The organism is Variovorax sp. 20P10.2.4 (assembly GCF_058244205.1).
Map to the genome: position 1 here is coordinate 1 of NZ_JBZAYE010000105.1, position 16973 is coordinate 16973.

Here is a 16973-nt window from a genome sequence, read left to right on the forward strand (position 1 = left end):
CAGCAGAAAAAAAGGGCGCGAAGATCGCGCCCTTTGCTTTTGGGAAAGCGCTCGCTCAGAAGCGCGTGACCGGCATCTCGGTCTCGGCCTTGCCCGGTGCGTACTTGCCCAGCTCCCACTTGGCGATCGCGTTGCGGTGCACTTCGTCCGGACCGTCGGCGAAGCGCAGCGTGCGCGCGCCGGCATAGGCGTAGGCGAGCGGGAAGTCGTCGCACATGCCGCCGCCGCCATGCACCTGCATGGCCCAGTCGATCACCTGGCAGGCCATCGAGGGCGCCACCACCTTGATCATCGCGATCTCGTTCTTCGCGACCTTGTTGCCGGCCACGTCCATGAGCCAGGCGGCCTTGAGCGTGAGCAGGCGGGCCATGTCGATCTTGCAGCGCGCCTCGGCGATGCGTTCCTGCGTCACGGTCTGCGAAGCCACGGTCTTGCCGAAGGCCACGCGCGACGAAGCGCGGCGGCACATCAGCTCGAGCGCGCGCTCGGCCAGGCCGATCAGGCGCATGCAGTGGTGGATGCGTCCGGGGCCGAGGCGGCCCTGGGCGATCTCGAAGCCGCGGCCTTCGCCGAGCAGGATGTTGTCGACCGGCACGCGCACGTTCTCGAAGTACATCTCGACGTGGCCGTGCGGCGCGTCGTCGTAGCCCATCACGTTGAGCGGGCGCACGATGCGGATGCCCTTGGCGTCGGCCGGCACGATCACCATGCTTTGCTGCGAGTGCTTGGGCGCCTCGGGATCGCTCTTGCCCATCGTGATGAACACGGCGCAGCGCGGATCGGCGGCGCCCGAGATCCACCACTTGTGGCCGTTGATGACGTACTCGTCGCCCTCGCGCGTGATGCGCGTCGAGATGTTGGTCGCGTCGCTCGAAGCCACGTCGGGCTCGGTCATCGCGAAGGCCGAGCGGATCTGGCCTTCGAGCAGCGGCTTCAGCCAGCGTGCCTTGATGGCGTCGGAGCCGTAGCGCGCGATGGTCTCCATGTTGCCGGTGTCGGGCGCCGAGCAGTTGAAGGCTTCAGACGCCCATGGCACCCGGCCCATGATCTCGGCCAGCGGCGCGTATTCCTGGTTGGTGAGGCCGGCGCCGTCGTAGCCCGAGGCGGCCGCGCTGTCGACCGGCAGGAACAGGTTCCACAGGCCCTGGGCCTTGGCCTTGTCCTTGAGCTTCTCGACGGTCTTGAGCGCGGTCCAGCGCTTGCCGGCAGCCGTGTTGGCCGCGAGTTCGGCGCTGTATTCGGCTTCGGCGGGATAGATGTATTCGTCCATGAACGCGCTGACGCGTTTCTGGAGGTCTTTGGTTTTGGCCGAGTATTCGAAATCCATGGGGGTCTCCGTTGGGGGTGAAGGGCGGGCGACTCGGGTGGTGCCTAGCCGCCGGTACGGCCGTCTGCGCACAGGGTGCGTTGTGCGTTTCGTGAGCGCACGAGCGGGCCGGGCCTCCCCCGCGAGGGGCGGCGGATCACATGCCGGAGGGCGAAGTGAAAGGCCGGGAGGCTCATGCTCGCTGCGCGAATTGCCAGGCCATTTCGGCCATGGGACGGGCACCGCGGCCCGAGGCCACGGCTTGCTCGCTCGATGCGGTGCCGGCCTCGACCCGCTTGGCAATGCCTTGCAGGATCGCGGCCATGCGGAACAGGTTGTAGGCCTGGTAGAAGTTCCAGTCGGGCGCCAGCGCCTCGGGCGTGGTGAGGCCGGTGCGCTCGCAGTACCTGCGGATGTATTCGCTCTCGGTCGGGATGCCCAGGCTCGCGTGGTCGAGGCCTGCGATGCCGCGGAAGGTCGCGCCCGAGATGTGCCAGGACATGCAGTGGTAGCTGAAGTCGGCCAGCGGATGGCCCAGCGTCGACAGCTCCCAGTCGAGCACCGCGATCGCGCGCGGCTCGGTGGCATGGAACATCAGGTTGTCGAGCCGGAAGTCGCCGTGCACGATCGAGGTCATGTTCTCGTCGCGCGCGCTCGCGGGCATGTGCGCCGGCAGCCACTCCATGAGCTTGTCCATCTCGGGAATGGGCTGCGTGATCGAGGCCACGTACTGCTTGCTCCAGCGGCCGATCTGGCGCTCGAAGTAGTTGCCGGGCTTGCCGTAGTCGGCGAGGCCGCGCTCGGCGTACTTCACCGTGTGCAGCGCCGCGATCACGCGGTTCATCTCGTCGTAGATGGCGCTGCGTTCGGCATTGCCCATGCCCGGCAGCGACTGGTCCCAGAGCACGCGGCCCTGCATGAACTCCATCACGTAGAAGGCGCGGCCGATCACGGCCTCGTCCTCGCACAGGCAGTGCATGCGCGGCACGGGCACGTCGGTGCCGGCCAGGCCGCTCATCACCTTGAACTCGCGCTCCACCGCATGCGCGGAGGGCAGCAGCTTGGCGACCGGGCCGGGCTTGGCGCGCATCACGTAGCTCTGCGTGGGCGTGACCAGCTTGTAGGTCGGGTTGGACTGGCCGCCCTTGAACATCTCGACCGTGAGCGGGCCTTTGAAGCCCTCGAGGTTCTTCTCGAGCCAGGCCGACAGCGCGTCGACGTCGAAGGCGTGCTGCTGCGACACCGCGCGGGTGCCGACGAAGTTCGAAAAATCCTGGCTCATGCTATCGATCCGATTCCGAGACGCGCATCAGTGCCGCGCGATCGAGCACCACCAGTCCGGCCGGCTCGATGCGGATGATGTCCTCGCGTTCCATGGTCTTGAGTTCCTGATTCACGCGCTGGCGCGAAGCGCCCAGCAGCTGCGCGAGTTCTTCCTGCGCCAGCTGCAGGCCGATGCGCATCTGGCTGCCGTCGTCCAGGTTGGGCACGCCGTAGCTGCGCACCAGATGGATGAGCTGCTTGGCGAGCCGCGCGCGCAGCGGCAATGTGTTGAGGTCTTCCACCAGCCCGAACAGCGTGCGGATGCGTCGTGCCTGCAGGCGCATCAGCGCCTCGTAGAGCTCGACGTGCGCGGCCAGGATCTTCTGGAAGTCGGCGCGCGCCACGCACAGGATGGTGCTGTCGCCATGCGCATAGGCATCGTGCGTGCGCCGGTCCCCGTCGAACATCGCCACGTCGCCGAACCAGATGCCCGGCTCCACGTAGGTCAGCGTCACTTGCTTGCCCGAGACGGCCGTGGAGCTCACGCGCACCGCGCCCCTGGCACAGGCGATCCAGTGCTCGGGCGGATCGCCGCGTGCGGCGATCAGGTCGCCGTCCTTGTACCGTCTGACGAATGCGCATCGGAGGATGTCGTGCCTGAGCGAAGGGGAGAGGGAAGAAAACCAGCGACCACTGTTGATCGCTTCACGTTCTTCGATGGTAAGAATGGGGTCGTCCATGGTCTGTCCTGTCGGCGACTGAAAGGCGTAGGGTTGTCACGGGAGCGACGCGAAGCGCCGCCGCCCGTCACGCGTACTCACTCGTACTGGGGCTTCTTCTTCTCGAGGAAAGCGGCGATGCCGATGCCGGCATTGGCGTGGTGCAGGTTGCGCACGAAGTGGTCGCGCTCCTGGCTCAACTGCGACGAGAGCGTGGCACCGCGGCCTTCGCTTAGCAGTTCCTTGATGCTCGCGAGCGAGTTGGGCGCGCGTTCGTCGAGCTTGGCGGCCAGCGCGAGCGCACCGGCCAGGGCCTGGCCCGGATCGCTCAGCGTGTTCACCAGGCCCAGCGCATGCAGGCGCTCGGCGCCGATGCGTTCGCCGTTCATCAGCCATTCGCTCGCGAGCTGGCGCGGCAGCATCTGCGCGAGATGCCAGCTCAGTCCGCCGTCGGGCGACAGCGCGACATTGCTGTACGAGGCGGCGAACACCGCGTCGCGCGCGGCCACCACGAAGTCGCAGGCCAGCGCGAGCGAGAAGCCCGCGCCCGCGGCCGGCCCCTCGACGGCCGCGATCACCGGCTTCGGAAAGGTGCGGATCGAGTCGATCCAGTTGTGCAGCCCCTCGATGCTCTCGGCCTGCACCGAGCGCTCGCGCTGCCGGTTGGCCTGCAGCCGCTGCAGCGAACCGCCGGCGCAGAACCACGGGCCTTCGCCCACGATGACCACGCTGCGGATCTCGCTGCTGTTCTCGGCGCCGTTGAGCGCCTCGATGCCGGCGGCATAGATCTCGGGACCGAGCGCATTGCGCTGGCTGGGGTTGGCGATCGTCAGCACCATGGTGCGACCTTCGCTCGTGCTCTTGAGTTCGGCGGTCATGTCGCGGCTCACTCTTCCTCGTGCAGCAGGCTCAGGCCCAGCGCGCCGCGGCGGCGCAGCCACGGGCTCGGGCGATAGCGCGGATCGCCGTAGACGGTCTGCATGTTGAACAGCACCTCGAGCATGTTGGTCGGTCCGTAGAGGTTGCCCATGGCCAGCGGGCCGCGTGGATAGCCGAGGCCCAGCTGCACCGCGGTCTCGAGGTCGCTTGGCGTGCACACGCGCTGCTGGCACATGTCGGCCGCGATATTGACGATGGTGCCGATCACGCGCTGCGTGACGAAGCCGCCGCTGTCGCGGATCACGCTCACGGCCTTGCCGTCGCGCGCGAACAGGGCGTGGGCTGCGTCGCGCATGTCGCGCCGGGTGGCAGGGTTGGTGGCGAGCACGCGGCGCTTGCTGGCGGCGTCGTCGATCAGCATGTCGATGCCGACGGTGCGCGTGGCATCGAGGCGGTCGACGGCCGCGACGGTGGTGACGTCGAAGCCCAGCGGCGCGACCAGGATCAGCGACTGCGGCGCGGCGGAGGCGCCACTGTCGATCTGCGCGCCCAGCGTGTTGACCAGGCGCAGCAGTTCGGCGCGGCGTGCGGCGCGCGGCGAGACCCACACGGCGGGCAGCGTATCGACCTTCGGCGCCGGTGCCTCAGGGGCCTGCTGCATCGCGCCGTCCTCGTAGCGGTAGAAACCTTCGCCGGTCTTGCGGCCCAGCGCGCCGGCCGCGAGGCGCTGCGCGGTGATCACGCTCGGGCGGTAGCGCGGCTCGTCGTAGTACTGGCGGTAGATCGACTCCATCACCGGGTGCGAGACGTCGAGCGCGGTCAGGTCCAGCAGCTCGAAGGGGCCGAGGCGGAAGCCCGCCTGCTCGCGCAGGATGCGGTCGACGGTCACGAAGTCGGCCACGCCTTCGCCCACGATGCGCAGCGCCTCGGTGCCGTAGCCGCGACCGGCGTGGTTGACGATGAAGCCGGGCGTGTCCTGTGCCTGCACCGCGCTGTGGCCCATCTGCGCGGCATAGCCCGCGAGCCGGCTGCAGACCTCGGGCGCGGTCTTGAAGCCGGCCACCACCTCGACCACCTTCATCAGCGGCACCGGGTTGAAGAAGTGGAAGCCCGCGAAGCGTTCGGGGTGCTTGAGGCCGGCCGCGATCGCGGTCACCGAGAGCGAGGAGGTGTTGGTGGCCAGCGTGGCGCCGGGCGCGACGATGGCTTCGAGTTCGGCGAACAGCTTGCGCTTGACCTCGAGGTTCTCGACCACGGCCTCGATCACGAGGTCGCAGCCGGCCAGTGCCTGCGCCGACTCGGCGATCCGTACGCGCGCGATCTGGGCGTCGCGCGTGGCCTCGTCGATGCGGCCCTTCTCGTGCAGCTTGTTCCATTGGGCGACGATGGCATCGCGCCCGCGCGCCGCGGCGCCCTCGAAGCTGTCGAGCAGCAGCACCTCGCTGCCGGCCTGGGCCGCGATCTGGGCGATGCCGCGCCCCATGGCACCGGCGCCGACGACGCCGATCCGGGTGTAGTTCACTGTCATGTGTGGCTGGGGTTTTTCAAAGGTTGAGAGGTATCGGGCGGGCCGCTGGCGCGTGCGCGCACGCCGGCCGCTGCAGCAGCGATTTTGCAGTCTGGCGGGAGAAGGGTTTCCTCGGTGTTTCTCGGGGAGGCATGCGGACGCCGGCGCGACGGGGTTTCGCCGCGCCGTTCAGGCCGGCCGGCGGCTGCGGTCGATGCTCACGCTGAGCACGATGGCGACCAGCAGCAGCGCGAGCCCGACCCAGCTCATCCAGTGCATGGCGTCGCGCGCCAGCAGCCAGCCGCCGAGCGCGGCGCCGAAGGCCTGGCCGATGTAGATGCCCGAGCTGTTGAGCGCCACCGAGCCCGGCGCCAGCGCGGGCGCCAGGCCCACCAGCCGCGCCTGCTGGGCCGAGTTGGTCGAGAAGCATCCCAGTCCCCAGGGAGAGACCACCACCGCGATCCAGAACAGGCTGTCCGCCAGCGGCCAGAGCGCCAGGCTCAGCGCGATCAGGCCCGTGGTCGCCAGCACCATGCGGCCGGCGCCCGCGCGGTCGATGATGCGGCTCACGACCATGTTGCCCAGCAGGCCGCAGACGCCGAACCAGCCCCACATCAGGCTCAGCTCGGTGGCGTCGGCGCCGAAGCGCTGCTTGAGGATCGGGCCGAAGTAGCTGAACAGCACGAACTGGCCCGCGCCCTGCAGTGCGGTGATCGACACGATGCCCATCAGCACCGGGCTGCGCAGTACGCGCGCCCAGGCCGCGGCCGTGAGCGCCGCCGGCCGGATGCCGCTGGGCAGCGTGAGCCATACCGAGACCGCACTCACGACGCTGAGCGCCGAGATCGCGAGGAAGGCCGCGCGCCAGCCGAAGTGACCGCCGATCAGCGCGCCGATGGGCAGGCCCAGCACCGAGGCCATCGACCAGCCGAGGAAGACGAAGGTGACCGCGCGCCCGCGCTGCTCGGGCGGCACCAGCATGCCGGCGCAGGCGGCGGCCTGGGGCGTGAAGATGGCCGGTGCGATCACCGCGAGCATGCGCACGGGCAGCAGGGCGCCGAAGCTGGGCATGAAGACCGACACCGCGTGCCAGGCGGCGTACCAGAGCATCGTGAGGGCCAGCAGCCGACGCCGGTCCCAGCCGGCCACCGCGGCCGCGAGCAGCGGCGCGCCGAGGCAGGTGACGAAGGCCGCGGCCGTGATCAGTTGCCCCGCGGTGGCGGCACTGACCTCGAGCGAAACACTGATTTCGTTGAGCGTGCCCGGCACCACCATCACCCCGGTGCCGATCACGAAGTTGCCTGCGAGCAGCGCCCAGAGTGCGCCCCGTGGCGCCGGCTGGCTCACGGCTTCACCGCCGGACCTGCAACGCGCCGGGGTTGACGATGTTGGTGGGGTTGCCCTTGATGAAGCTCACGACGTTGTCGAAGGCCTGGCCGAAGTACATCTCGTAGCTCTCCTGCTCCACGTAGCCGATGTGCGGCGTGCAGATGCAGTTCTCGAGGCGCAGCAGCGCATGGCCCTGCAGCGGCGGTTCGCTCTCGAACACGTCGATCGCCGCCAGGCCGGGGCGGCCGCGGTTGAGCGCGGCGAGCAGCGCATCGGGCTCGACCAGCTCGGCACGCGAGGTGTTGACGAACAGCGAGGTCGGCTTCATGCGCGAGAGGTCCTCGAGCGTGATCAGGCCGGTGGTTTCGTCGTTGAGCCGCAGGTGCACGGACAGCACATCGGCCATCGCGAAGAACTCCTGGCGGCTCTGCGCCACCTGGAAGCCGTCGGAGCGCGCCTTGGCGCAACTCGCCTCGCGGCCCCAGATCACGACCTGCATGCCGAAGGCCTGGCCGTAGCGCGCCACGAGCTGGCCGATGCGGCCATAGCCCCAGACGCAAAGCGTCTTGCCCTTGAGCACCGAGCCGAGCCCGAAATTGGGCGGCATCGAGGCCGACTTGAGCCCCGACTGCTGCCAGGCGCCGTGCTTGAGGTTGCTGATGTACTGGGGCAGCCGGCGCATCGCCGACATGATCAGTGCCCAGGTCAGTTCGGCCGGCGCCTGCGGCGAGCCCGAGCCCTCGGCCACCGCCACGCCACGCTCGGTGCACGCGGCCACGTCGATGTGGCTGCTGACGCGGCCCGTCTGCGAGATCAGCTTGAGCTTGGGGAGTTTCTCGATCAGCTGGCGCGAGATCTGGCTACGCTCGCGGATCAGGACGATCACGTCGGCGTCTTTGAGTCGCACCGAGAGTTGACCGATGCCCTTGACGGTGTTGGTGTAGACCTTGGCTGCGTAGGCATCGAGCTTCGAAGCACAGTGCAGCTTGCGCACCGCATCCTGGTAATCGTCGAGGATCACAATATTCATGGCATGCCATTGTGCCTCGCAGCATGGAATCGGCGCGCCGTTGAACGTTTGGATACGGCCCCTGGGCCCCGAAAGGGGTGAAAACGGGGGCAAAGGAAGGAGAAGCGGGGGCAAAGGCGGGCAAAGGGGTGAGGTCGGCACTGCCTTCCCGACAGGGTGTGAACAAACCGGCTGCTATGGTTTCTTCACTCCTCTGAGCCTAGACCTCGTGCGTCCACGCGATCGAGCGACCGCGTGAAACGCTGGGCCGATGCTCTCAGTGCAGGTGCACGGGGCGGGGCGACACGGCGGCGGTTTCAAGTGCCTCGAGCGCGGCGAGGCGATCGAGCTCGGCGCACACATCCGCCATCCGGCCCGAAATCACCACGCGGTTGCTGTTGCGCGCTCCGCCCTGCTGGCGGTCGACGACGCGCACCACTCGCAGCGGACGCGAAGGCGCCTGCGCGACGGCTGCGGCCGTGACGGCGTTCTGTCCGCTGTCACCGCGTGCCGTGCACGACGGCCGTACCGACACATAGCGCAGCTCGCTGGCGCACAGGTCGTCATCGCGACGGTGTACGGGGCGGGCGGGCAACCAGCGGCTCGCGAGCGACTGAAGCGGCATCCAAAGATCGACGAAGGTGAGGAGGGCGATTCCCATGTGAACTCCAAGAAGGTTTGAGGTTGAACACAGGCAGGATTCGTTGTCATCGGGCGCAGCAGGGTGATGGCGACAAAGCGCCATACGCCCGCCACCTGCGGCGACCGGATGGGGTATGCGTGATGCGGATCCGCAAAGCGGCTCGGCGATGCAGACCGCCGGGCCGGCTCGGCAGGCCTACATCAGCATGGTGTTTCGGATCAGGCCAACCGCGAGGCCTTCGATTTCGAAGGGTTCGCCGGGCTGGACCACGATGGTCGGGTAGTCGGGGTTCTCGGCGTGGAGCTCGATCACCTGCTTGTTGCGCTTGAGGCGCTTGACGGTCACTTCGTCGCCGAGGCGCGCCACCACGATCTGGCCGTTGCGCGCTTCCTTGGTGGCCTGCACCGCGAGCAGGTCGCCGTCCATGATGCCGGCGTCGCGCATCGACATGCCGCGCACCTTGAGCAAGTAGTCGGGCTGGCGCTGGAACAGCGTGTTCTCGACGTAGTAGGTCTGGTCGACATGCTCTTGCGCGAGGATCGGCGAACCGGCCGCGACGCGGCCGATGAGCGGCAGCGCGAGTTGCGCCATGCCGGGCAGCGACAGCGAGAACTGGCTGTTGCGCGATTCGGCCAGCGAGCGCAGTGCATCGCCCTTGAGGCGGATGCCGCGCGAGGTGCCGCTCACGAGTTCGATGACGCCCTTGCGGGCCAGTGCCTGCAGATGCTCCTCGGCGGCATTGGCGGAGCGAAAGCCCAGCTCGCTCGCGATTTCGGCACGAGTGGGCGGCGCCCCGGTACGGGCAATGGCGCTCTGGATCAGATCGAGGATCTGCTGCTGGCGGGCGGTAAGCTTCACGGCGAACTGCATGGTGGTTCCTTGCGGCACTGGCTGAACATCCAGTACCTGTATTTTTAACCAGTTTTTCAAAGTTGGCAAGTCATGGTGACTTCATCCCTTTCGAATCCGCGGCGCGTGGTGGTGCTCGGCACTGGCGGCACCATCTCGGGCCGCGCGACGAACAGCGGCGACAACATCGGCTACACCGTCGGCGAGGTTGGCGTGGCCGACCTGCTCGGCGGAATCGAAGCGCCCGTAGGCGTGACGCTGGCGGCGGAGCAGGTGGCGCAGATCGACAGCAAGGACATGTCCTTCGCGATTTGGCGCGCGCTGGCGCTGCGCTGCGCCCACTGGCTGGCGCAGCCCGACGTGGCCGGCGTGGTGATCACCCACGGCACCGACACGCTCGAGGAGACCGCCTTCTTCCTCCAGTCGGTGCTGGCGCCGCGTAAGCCCGTCGTGCTGACCTGCGCCATGCGCCCGGCCTCCGCGCTGTCGCCCGACGGTCCGCAGAATGTGCGCGATGCGATTGCCGTGGCCGCGACGCCGGACGCGCAGGGCGTGACCGCGGTATGCGCGGGCACTGTGCTCGGTGCCTTCGACGTGCAGAAGGTGCACACCTATCGGCTCGATGCCTTCGACGCGGGTGACGCGGGGCCGGTGGGCTACGTGGAGGAGGGCGAGGTGCGGCGCGTGCGTGACTGGCCGGCTTCGGAAGCAGGCGCAGCCCTCGGCCGTCTTCCCGAGGACGAAGCCGCGTGGCCGCGCGTGGAGATCGTGATGAGCCACGCGGGCGCGAGCGGCGCGTTGATCCATGCGCTGCGTGCCGATGGCATGGCGGCGTCTCCTCTGCGCGGCCTCGTGCTGGCGACCACTGGCAACGGCACGCTGCACCACGCGCTCGAGGCGGCGGCGCTCGAGGCGCAGCAGGCCGGCATTGCGGTGTTGCGCGCCACCCGCTGCACGCAAGGGCACATCCTGCCCAAGCCGGGCGACCGCCTGCGCGATGCGGGCGCGCTGACGCCCGTCAAGGCGCGCATCGCGCTGACGCTCGAGCTGCTCTGAAGTCGGGATGCCAAAGAAAAAGCCGCGTCGCGGGCCTCGAGGCCCGCACGCGGCTTGCGATTCGAGTCGGGGATCAGCTGCTCAATGCGGCCAGTGCACGTTGCGTGATCTCTTCGACCGTGCCCACGCCCTGGATGGCGCGGTACTTCGGTGCGGCGGCCGGATCGGTCTTGGCCCAGGCCGAGTAGTAGTCGACCAGCGGACGCGTCTGCTGGCTGTAGACGTCGAGCCGCGTGCGCACGGTCTCTTCTTCGTCGTCCTTGCGCTGGATCAGTTCCTCGCCGGTCAGGTCGTCCTTGCCTTCGACCTTGGGCGGGTTGAACTTGAGGTGGTAGGTGCGTCCCGAGGCCGGGTGCGAGCGCCGGCCGCTCATGCGTTCGATGATGTCGCTGAAGGGCACGTCGATCTCGAGCACGTAGTCGAGCTTGACGCCCGCGGCCTTCATCGCGTCGGCTTGCGGAATGGTGCGCGGGAAGCCGTCGAACAGGAAGCCTTCGGCGCAGTCGGGCTGGGCGATGCGTTCCTTCACGAGATTGATGATGAGGTCGTCGCTGACCAGCGCGCCCGCATCCATCACGGCCTTGGCCTGCAGGCCCAGCGGGGTGCCGGCCTTGACGGCGGCGCGCAGCATGTCGCCGGTGGAAATCTGCGGAATGCCGTACTTCTGGCAAATGAAGGCCGCCTGCGTGCCTTTGCCCGCCCCGGGCGCGCCCAACAAAATCAGTCTCATGGTGTCCTCGGAGGGTTCTTGGATTTGTGTCACGTCGCGCAGGCACCCTTCAATGAAGACAAAGTGCCACGGACGGAGTTGCGTCGAGGATAGCACGCGGCCCCGTGAACAATTTCGCCGGGCACCCGCGATGGCGATGGCCCGAAAGCGATGATCGAGACGCCTTGCGCTCCGAAGCCGGCTCTTCGTGGATGGATCGGGCAAGTTGGACGAAGATTGGACTGCCGTTCGAAGCCTGGAACTTCCAGGCCTGGATGGCATCTGCGTGACTGATCGCAGCGGCCGGCCGCCGCTAGGCCAGCGCTCAGTTCGCGGCGTCGAACAGTGCTCGCACCCGTGCCAGGTCTTCCGGCGTGTCGACGCCCGGTCCCGGCGCCGCATCGCTCACATGCACCGCGATGCGATGCCCATGCCACAGCGCGCGCAGCTGCTCGAGTGCCTCGATGGTTTCGAGCGGCGAGGGCGGCAGCGAGGGAAACCGGCGCACGAAACCCGCACGGTAGCCGTAGATGCCGATGTGGCGCAGTGGCGCGGGCGAAGGCAGTTGCACAGGCGGCACGCCGGGCGCGGCACCATCGCGCCACCAGGGAATCGGCGCGCGACTGAAATAGAGCGCATTGCCTTGCGCGTCGAGCACGGCCTTCACGACGTTCGGATTGAGATAGTCGGCCACCGAATCGATCGCATGCACCGCGGTACTCATTGCGGCATCGGGCCGCGCGAGCAGCGCCGCGGCCACGGCGTCGATCAACGCCGGGTCGATCAGCGGCTCGTCGCCCTGCACGTTGACCACCACCGCGTCGCCGTCGAGGCCGAGCTGTTCGCAGGCTTCGGCGAGGCGATCGCTGCCGCTCGGGTGGTCTTGGCGGGTGAGGATGGCCTCCACGCCGTGGGCCTGGCAGGCCGCGAGGATCGAGGCATGGTCCGCCGCCACCACCACGCGCGCCGCGCCGGACTGCGCCGCGCGCTGCGCCACGCGCGCCACCATCGGTACGCCCGCGATGTCGGCCAGCGGCTTGTCGGGCAACCGCGTCGACGCCAGCCGGGCCGGCACCAGAACCGTGAAGCTCACAGCCCGAGCTCGTCGTCGGACAGGGTGCGGGCCTCGTTCTCGAGCAGCACCGGAATGCCGTCGCGCACCGGGTAGGCCAGGCGCGCACTGCGCGAACAGAGTTCCTGCTTCTCCGGATTCCAGGTCAGGGGGCCCTTGGTGACGGGGCAGACGAGCAGTTCAAGCAGCTTGGTGTCCATCGGTCGATGATAGCTTTGCGTCGAGCGCCGCAAGGAAGGCTTCGGAGGGCGCGAACAGCAGCGGCACGGCCAGCGCACGAGGCTCTTTGCGCCAGAGCTTGACCGCGTCCTTCTCGGTGCACAGCAGCAGATGGCCGGCCGGCACGTCGTTGTGCCAGTCGGCGAAATCGTGGTGATCGGCCAGGGCGATGGTTCGTTCGGGTTCGATGCCTTGCGCGCGCAGCATCTCGAAGAAGGCTTCGGGCCGCGCGATCGCCGCCAGTGCCGTGATGGGGCGCGAAGCCAGCGAGGCCAGTGGCGTCCGGGTGCCGTCGCTGGCCACCGCGTAGGTCGCCAGTTGGCGCGTGGCGGTGAAGCCACCGGGGAACGCCGGGTGCTCGCCGCTGTGCAGCACCAGGTCGCAATCGCGCGGCCAGGGTTCGCGCAAGGGGCCGGCCGGCAGCAGCCAGCCGTTGCCGATGCCGCGGTCATCGAACACGCAGATCTCGATATCGCGCGCCAGCGCCAGGTGCTGCAGGCCATCGTCGCTGACGACGACCTGCGTGGCGGGGTGGGCGGCGAGCAACGCGCGCGCGGCCTCGGCGCGACGCCGCGCCACGAACACTGGCGCGCCGGTGCTGCGCCGGATCAGCGCCGGCTCGTCGCCGACCTCGCGCGGATCGCTGTCGGCCAGGACTTCGCGGCAGTCGTCGGTGTACCGGCCGTAGCCGCGCGACACCACGCCGACCTGCCAGCCGCGCGCGCGCAGATGCTGCACCACGGCCATCACCACCGGCGTCTTGCCCGCGCCACCGGCGATCACATTGCCGACGATCACCACCGGCACCGGTACACGTTCGGTGCGCAGCCAGCCGAGGCGATAGAGCAGCGCGCGCAGCGCCACCAGGGTGCGAAAGAGCAGGGACAGCGGCCACAGCAGCATCGCCAGCGGACCGCGCGACAGCCAGGCGCGCCGAAGCCGCGAGGCGGTTGCGCCGGCGTGGGTGCCGTTGCGCCCCTGCGACGGCAACTCAGTGCCCGGCTTGCGCCGTCGACTGGGCGGCGAAGGTGATCTGCATCAGGCCCGCGCGGCGCGCGGCCTCCATCACCGTGACCACGGCCTGGTGCGGGCTGCTGGCATCGGCGCTGATGATCACCACGCTGTCCTTGCCGCCAGTGGCGGCCGCGGCGAGCGCCGCCGCCACGGTGTCCACGCTGCGGTCGGGCACGGGTGTCTTGTTGACCGAATAGCGCCCGTCGGCCGACACGCCGACGATCACTTCCTTCGGGTAGTCGCGCTGCGCGTCCACGTCCGCCGTCGGCAGCCGCAGCTGCATCTCGGTGAACTTGCTGTAGGTGGTCGACAGCATCAGGAAGATCAGCACCACCAGCAGCACATCGATGAACGGGATCAGGTTGATCTCGGGCTCGTCGCGCGCGCCGTGGCGAAACTGCATGCGGCCGCGGCTCACCGGGCGCTCCCGGTGGCGGCCATGAAGGCGGGGGGCGCCCTCATTTGCGCATCGCGTTGAGATGGCGCGCGAAGCGCTCGCCCGAGAGTTCCAGGTTCAGCAGGTACTCGTCGACGCGGCTGCGGAAGTAGCGCCAGAAGATCAGGGTCGGGATCGCGACGATCAGGCCGAAGGCCGTGTTGTAGAGCGCGATCGAGATGCCGTGCGCGAGCTGCGCCGGGTTGCCCGACCCGACCGCGCCGCTGGTCGGCGACTGCGAACCGAAGATCTCGATCATGCCGATCACCGTGCCCAGCAGCCCGAGCAGCGGGGCGGCCGAGGCGATGGTGGCGAGGGCGGGCAGGTAGCGTTCCAGCCGGTGCGCCACGGTGCGGCCCGAGGCTTCCATGGCCGCGCGCAGGTCGTCCTCGGTGCAGCGCGGATTGGCGTTCAGCGCCCGCAAGCCGGCGGCCAGCACCTGGCCGAGCATCGAGTTGTTTTCCAGCTTGGTCACCACATCGGGGCCGGGTACCGCGTTGTGCGACACGGTGATGGTTTCGTCGAGCAGCTTGGGCGGAAGCACCTTCACTGTCTTGAGACTTGTGAAACGTTCTATAACGAGTGCGAGTGCAATCACCGAGCAAGCGAGCAGCGGCCAGATGGGCCAACCTGCAGCAACTATGATGGAAAACAAGGAATCCTCCGGCCCCGTAGGCTGTCAATGCGCGGCGATTATCCACTGAGCCCACCATCGCCACACGGCTTGTTTGCGTGTCGGCCAAGACGCACAGATTCTGTGGATAACTTTGTGATTAACCCGCTGCGCAAGTCGCCGCGAGCCGCGCCAACTGGGCTTTCCATTAGATCGATTGAATTTTGGGCACCGCTTTTTTAAATGAAATCAACAACTTGCACGAGAAACCGTGCAATTGTCCGACCCCGGGGCCCTGGCGCCCGAGCCACGGCACCCGTTGTGGAAGAGTGCCAAATCACGATTCGGCGGTTTTGTGAACTTGCGTGACCCCAATCCGGTTTCCGGGCCGCGCGTCTGGGCCGTCGGCGCGTTGTGCCGCGCGGTCGCCGATGCGCTCGATGCCCGCTTCAATCCGGTGTCCGTGCGCGGCGAAATCTCCGGTTTTTCGCGTGCGGCGAGTGGACATTGTTACTTCTCGCTCAAGGACGAGTCGGGCCAGCTGCGCTGCGCCATGTTCCGCCGCGCGGCCGGCCTGCTCGATTTCTCGCCGCGCGACGGCGACCAGGTCGAGGTGCGCGGGCGTCTCGCGGTCTACGAGCCGCGCGGCGATCTGCAACTGGTGGTCGAAAGCCTGCGCCGGGCCGGGCAGGGCGCCCTGTTCGAGCAGTTCCTGCAGCGCAAGGCGCGCCTCGAGGCCGAGGGGCTGTTCGACCCGGCGCGCAAGCGCGCGCTGCCGGTGATGCCGCGCGCGATCGGCGTCGTCACCTCGCTGGGCGCCGCGGCGCTCCATGACGTGGTGACCGCGTTGCGCCGGCGTGTGCCCCACATTCCCGTGACGGTGGCGCCCGCGGCGGTGCAGGGCGCCGCTGCACCCGGCGAACTGGTGCGCGCGCTGCAATCGCTCTACGCGATGCAACCGGCGGTCGACGTCATCCTGCTGGTGCGCGGCGGTGGATCGATCGAGGACCTCTGGGCCTTCAACGACGAGAGCCTGGCACGCACCATCGTGCAGAGCCCGGTGCCGCTGATCAGCGGCGTGGGCCACGAGACCGACTTCACCATCGCCGATTTCTGCGCCGACCTGCGCGCGCCGACGCCTACCGCCGCGGCCGAGCTGGTCAGCGCGCCGCAGGCGCTGTGGCTCGATGCCCTGACCTTGCTCGAGGAACGGCTCGACGACGCCATCGGCGCGCGGCTCGACGTGCTGGGCCAGCGGCTCGACCAGGCCGCGGGCCGGCTCGGCCGTCCTTCGTCGCTGGTGGCGCGGCAGCAGTTGCGGCTCGCGCACCATGCGCAGCGCCTGCACTACGCGGTGCTGTCGAGGACGCAGCAGCATTCGCAGGCGACGCAAACGCTGGCCAACGATTTCCCTTCGAAGTTCGAGCGCGCGCTGGTGCAGCGCCGCGAGCGCCTGGAGCGTGTCGCGCTGCGGCTGCGCCTGCTCGATCCCGCGCTCGTGTTGCAGCGCGGCTATGCCTGGATCACCGACGCCGACGGGCGCGCCGTGGTCAGCGCGAAGGCGCTCGCACCCGGCGATGCCGTCGTTGCCCGCCTGGCCGATGGCTCCGTCGATCTGACCGTCGGGTCACGCGGCGCGACGGGAACGCGTCCGACGTGAGTGCCACGATTCCTTTCTAGAATCATTGATTCCCCACAACCAACCCACGAGAAAAAACCATGGAACATGTGCTCCCACCCCTGCCGTACGCCCTCGACGCGCTGGCACCCGAGTACTCGAAGGAGACCCTCGAGTACCACTACGGCAAGCACCACAACGCCTATGTGGTGAACCTCAACAACCTGCAGAAGGGCACCGAGTTCGAGTCGATGACGCTCGAGGAGATCATCAAGAAGTCCAGCGGCGGCATCTACAACAACTCGGCCCAGATCTGGAACCACACCTTCTTCTGGAACTGCATGAAGCCGCAAGGCGGTGGCGCTCCGAGCGGCGCGCTGGCCAAGGCCATCGATGCCAAGTGGGGCAGCTACGACGCCTTCAAGGAAGCCTTCGTGAAGTCGGCCGTGGGCAACTTCGGCTCGGGCTGGACCTGGCTGGTGAAGAAGCCCGACGGCAGCGTGGACGTCGTGAACACCGGCGCCGCCGGCACGCCGCTGACGACCGCCGACACGGCGCTCTTGACGGTCGACGTCTGGGAACACGCCTACTACATCGACTACCGCAACCTGCGTCCCAAGTTCGTCGAGACCTTCCTGGCCAAGCTGGTCAACTGGGACTTCGCCGAAAAGAACTTCGGCTGAGATCGACGAGGGGCACCATCGCGGTGCCTTCATGAAAAAGCCCCGCGAC

The 16973-nt window shown here is 68.3% G+C and carries 18 protein-coding genes; 3 read left to right on the plus strand and 15 right to left on the minus strand.

Going from position 1 to position 16973, the window contains the following annotated elements; genetic code table 11:
- Positions 1-55: 55 nt before the first annotated feature.
- The 9 genes from AC27VN_RS12960 to lexA all read right to left on the minus strand — a co-directional run bounded on the left by AC27VN_RS12960 (position 56) and on the right by lexA (position 9525).
- The gene (locus AC27VN_RS12960; RefSeq protein WP_490876794.1) at positions 56-1327 is read right to left on the minus strand and encodes an acyl-CoA dehydrogenase family protein; all 1272 of its coding nucleotides are present in this window, start codon (positions 1325-1327) and stop codon (positions 56-58) included.
- Between the two features lie 172 nt (positions 1328-1499).
- Entirely contained in the window at positions 1500-2588 is a 1089-nt protein-coding gene (locus AC27VN_RS12965; protein ID WP_203201184.1) for a phosphotransferase, read from the minus strand.
- A gap of 1 nt (position 2589) precedes the next feature.
- Entirely contained in the window at positions 2590-3309 is a 720-nt protein-coding gene (locus AC27VN_RS12970; protein WP_093342235.1) for a Crp/Fnr family transcriptional regulator, read from the minus strand.
- 77 nt (positions 3310-3386) lie between these two features.
- Positions 3387-4166, minus strand: coding sequence for an oxepin-CoA hydrolase, alternative type (locus AC27VN_RS12975; RefSeq protein WP_203201183.1), 780 nt, complete (start codon positions 4164-4166; stop codon positions 3387-3389).
- 8 nt (positions 4167-4174) lie between these two features.
- Positions 4175-5695 (minus strand): 3-hydroxyacyl-CoA dehydrogenase, encoded by a 1521-nt coding sequence (locus AC27VN_RS12980; RefSeq protein ID WP_490876795.1) that lies wholly within the window; start codon positions 5693-5695, stop codon positions 4175-4177.
- Between the two features lie 168 nt (positions 5696-5863).
- Positions 5864-7021 carry an MFS transporter gene (locus tag AC27VN_RS12985; RefSeq protein ID WP_490876796.1) on the minus strand — a complete coding sequence of 386 codons (1158 nt, stop codon included), beginning with the start codon at positions 7019-7021 and terminating at the stop codon, positions 5864-5866.
- A gap of 4 nt (positions 7022-7025) precedes the next feature.
- Complete coding sequence (locus AC27VN_RS12990; RefSeq protein WP_093342231.1) at positions 7026-8033, minus strand: D-2-hydroxyacid dehydrogenase family protein; 1008 nt, start codon at positions 8031-8033, stop codon at positions 7026-7028.
- A 256-nt stretch (positions 8034-8289) separates the two neighbouring features.
- Positions 8290-8673 carry a hypothetical protein gene (locus AC27VN_RS12995; protein WP_490876797.1) on the minus strand — a complete coding sequence of 128 codons (384 nt, stop codon included), beginning with the start codon at positions 8671-8673 and terminating at the stop codon, positions 8290-8292.
- A gap of 177 nt (positions 8674-8850) precedes the next feature.
- On the minus strand, positions 8851-9525 hold the full coding sequence (gene lexA, locus AC27VN_RS13000; RefSeq protein WP_057596370.1) for a transcriptional repressor LexA: 675 nt from the start codon (positions 9523-9525) through the stop codon (positions 8851-8853).
- Positions 9526-9597: 72 nt separating this feature from the next.
- Between lexA and AC27VN_RS13005 the strand changes: the two genes are divergently transcribed.
- Entirely contained in the window at positions 9598-10560 is a 963-nt protein-coding gene (locus AC27VN_RS13005) for an asparaginase (RefSeq protein WP_490876798.1), read from the plus strand.
- 73 nt (positions 10561-10633) lie between these two features.
- Here AC27VN_RS13005 and adk read toward each other — a convergent pair whose 3' ends face one another.
- From adk to AC27VN_RS13035, 6 genes are all read right to left on the minus strand, one after another.
- Complete coding sequence (gene adk, locus AC27VN_RS13010) at positions 10634-11290, minus strand: adenylate kinase (RefSeq protein ID WP_093342226.1); 657 nt, start codon at positions 11288-11290, stop codon at positions 10634-10636.
- Between the two features lie 304 nt (positions 11291-11594).
- The gene (kdsB, locus tag AC27VN_RS13015; RefSeq protein WP_490876799.1) at positions 11595-12362 is read right to left on the minus strand and encodes a 3-deoxy-manno-octulosonate cytidylyltransferase; all 768 of its coding nucleotides are present in this window, start codon (positions 12360-12362) and stop codon (positions 11595-11597) included.
- Positions 12359-12541 carry a Trm112 family protein gene (locus AC27VN_RS13020; RefSeq protein WP_057596378.1) on the minus strand — a complete coding sequence of 61 codons (183 nt, stop codon included), beginning with the start codon at positions 12539-12541 and terminating at the stop codon, positions 12359-12361. Before AC27VN_RS13020 ends, kdsB begins: the two co-directional genes overlap by 4 nt.
- Positions 12522-13463 carry a tetraacyldisaccharide 4'-kinase gene (lpxK, locus tag AC27VN_RS13025; protein WP_490876802.1) on the minus strand — a complete coding sequence of 314 codons (942 nt, stop codon included), beginning with the start codon at positions 13461-13463 and terminating at the stop codon, positions 12522-12524. The genes AC27VN_RS13020 and lpxK overlap by 20 nt, the downstream gene beginning before the upstream one ends.
- A gap of 88 nt (positions 13464-13551) precedes the next feature.
- Entirely contained in the window at positions 13552-13977 is a 426-nt protein-coding gene (locus AC27VN_RS13030; RefSeq protein WP_490876803.1) for an ExbD/TolR family protein, read from the minus strand.
- 55 nt (positions 13978-14032) lie between these two features.
- The gene (locus tag AC27VN_RS13035) at positions 14033-14665 is read right to left on the minus strand and encodes a MotA/TolQ/ExbB proton channel family protein (RefSeq protein ID WP_093342221.1); all 633 of its coding nucleotides are present in this window, start codon (positions 14663-14665) and stop codon (positions 14033-14035) included.
- A 313-nt stretch (positions 14666-14978) separates the two neighbouring features.
- Here AC27VN_RS13035 and xseA point away from each other — a divergent pair, with 313 nt between their 5' ends.
- Together xseA and AC27VN_RS13045 are read left to right on the plus strand one after the other, a co-directional pair.
- Complete coding sequence (xseA, locus tag AC27VN_RS13040) at positions 14979-16283, plus strand: exodeoxyribonuclease VII large subunit (RefSeq protein ID WP_490876800.1); 1305 nt, start codon at positions 14979-14981, stop codon at positions 16281-16283.
- Positions 16284-16342: 59 nt separating this feature from the next.
- Positions 16343-16924, plus strand: a complete 582-nt coding sequence (locus AC27VN_RS13045) for a superoxide dismutase (protein ID WP_490876801.1) — start codon at positions 16343-16345, stop codon at positions 16922-16924.
- Positions 16925-16973: the final 49 nt, after the last annotated feature.

Excerpts from the sequence above, each read along its gene's own strand:
- AC27VN_RS13020 (WP_057596378.1), bottom strand. The coding sequence starts at position 12,541 with ATGGACACCAAGCTGCTTGAACTGCTCGTCTGCCCCGTCACCAAGGGC.
- AC27VN_RS12970 (WP_093342235.1), bottom strand. The coding sequence starts at position 3,309 with ATGGACGACCCCATTCTTACCATCGAAGAACGTGAAGCGATCAACAGT.
- AC27VN_RS12980 (WP_490876795.1), bottom strand. The coding sequence starts at position 5,695 with ATGACAGTGAACTACACCCGGATCGGCGTCGTCGGCGCCGGTGCCATG.
- AC27VN_RS12990 (WP_093342231.1), bottom strand. The coding sequence starts at position 8,033 with ATGAATATTGTGATCCTCGACGATTACCAGGATGCGGTGCGCAAGCTG.
- adk (WP_093342226.1), bottom strand. The coding sequence starts at position 11,290 with ATGAGACTGATTTTGTTGGGCGCGCCCGGGGCGGGCAAAGGCACGCAG.
- AC27VN_RS12975 (WP_203201183.1), bottom strand. The coding sequence starts at position 4,166 with ATGACCGCCGAACTCAAGAGCACGAGCGAAGGTCGCACCATGGTGCTG.
- lpxK (WP_490876802.1), bottom strand. The coding sequence starts at position 13,463 with ATGCTGCTGTGGCCGCTGTCCCTGCTCTTTCGCACCCTGGTGGCGCTG.
- lexA (WP_057596370.1), bottom strand. The coding sequence starts at position 9,525 with ATGCAGTTCGCCGTGAAGCTTACCGCCCGCCAGCAGCAGATCCTCGAT.
- AC27VN_RS12995 (WP_490876797.1), bottom strand. The coding sequence starts at position 8,673 with ATGGGAATCGCCCTCCTCACCTTCGTCGATCTTTGGATGCCGCTTCAG.
- AC27VN_RS13030 (WP_490876803.1), bottom strand. The coding sequence starts at position 13,977 with ATGCAGTTTCGCCACGGCGCGCGCGACGAGCCCGAGATCAACCTGATC.
- AC27VN_RS13005 (WP_490876798.1), top strand. The coding sequence starts at position 9,598 with ATGGTGACTTCATCCCTTTCGAATCCGCGGCGCGTGGTGGTGCTCGGC.
- AC27VN_RS12965 (WP_203201184.1), bottom strand. The coding sequence starts at position 2,588 with ATGAGCCAGGATTTTTCGAACTTCGTCGGCACCCGCGCGGTGTCGCAG.
- AC27VN_RS13045 (WP_490876801.1), top strand. The coding sequence starts at position 16,343 with ATGGAACATGTGCTCCCACCCCTGCCGTACGCCCTCGACGCGCTGGCA.
- AC27VN_RS12960 (WP_490876794.1), bottom strand. The coding sequence starts at position 1,327 with ATGGATTTCGAATACTCGGCCAAAACCAAAGACCTCCAGAAACGCGTC.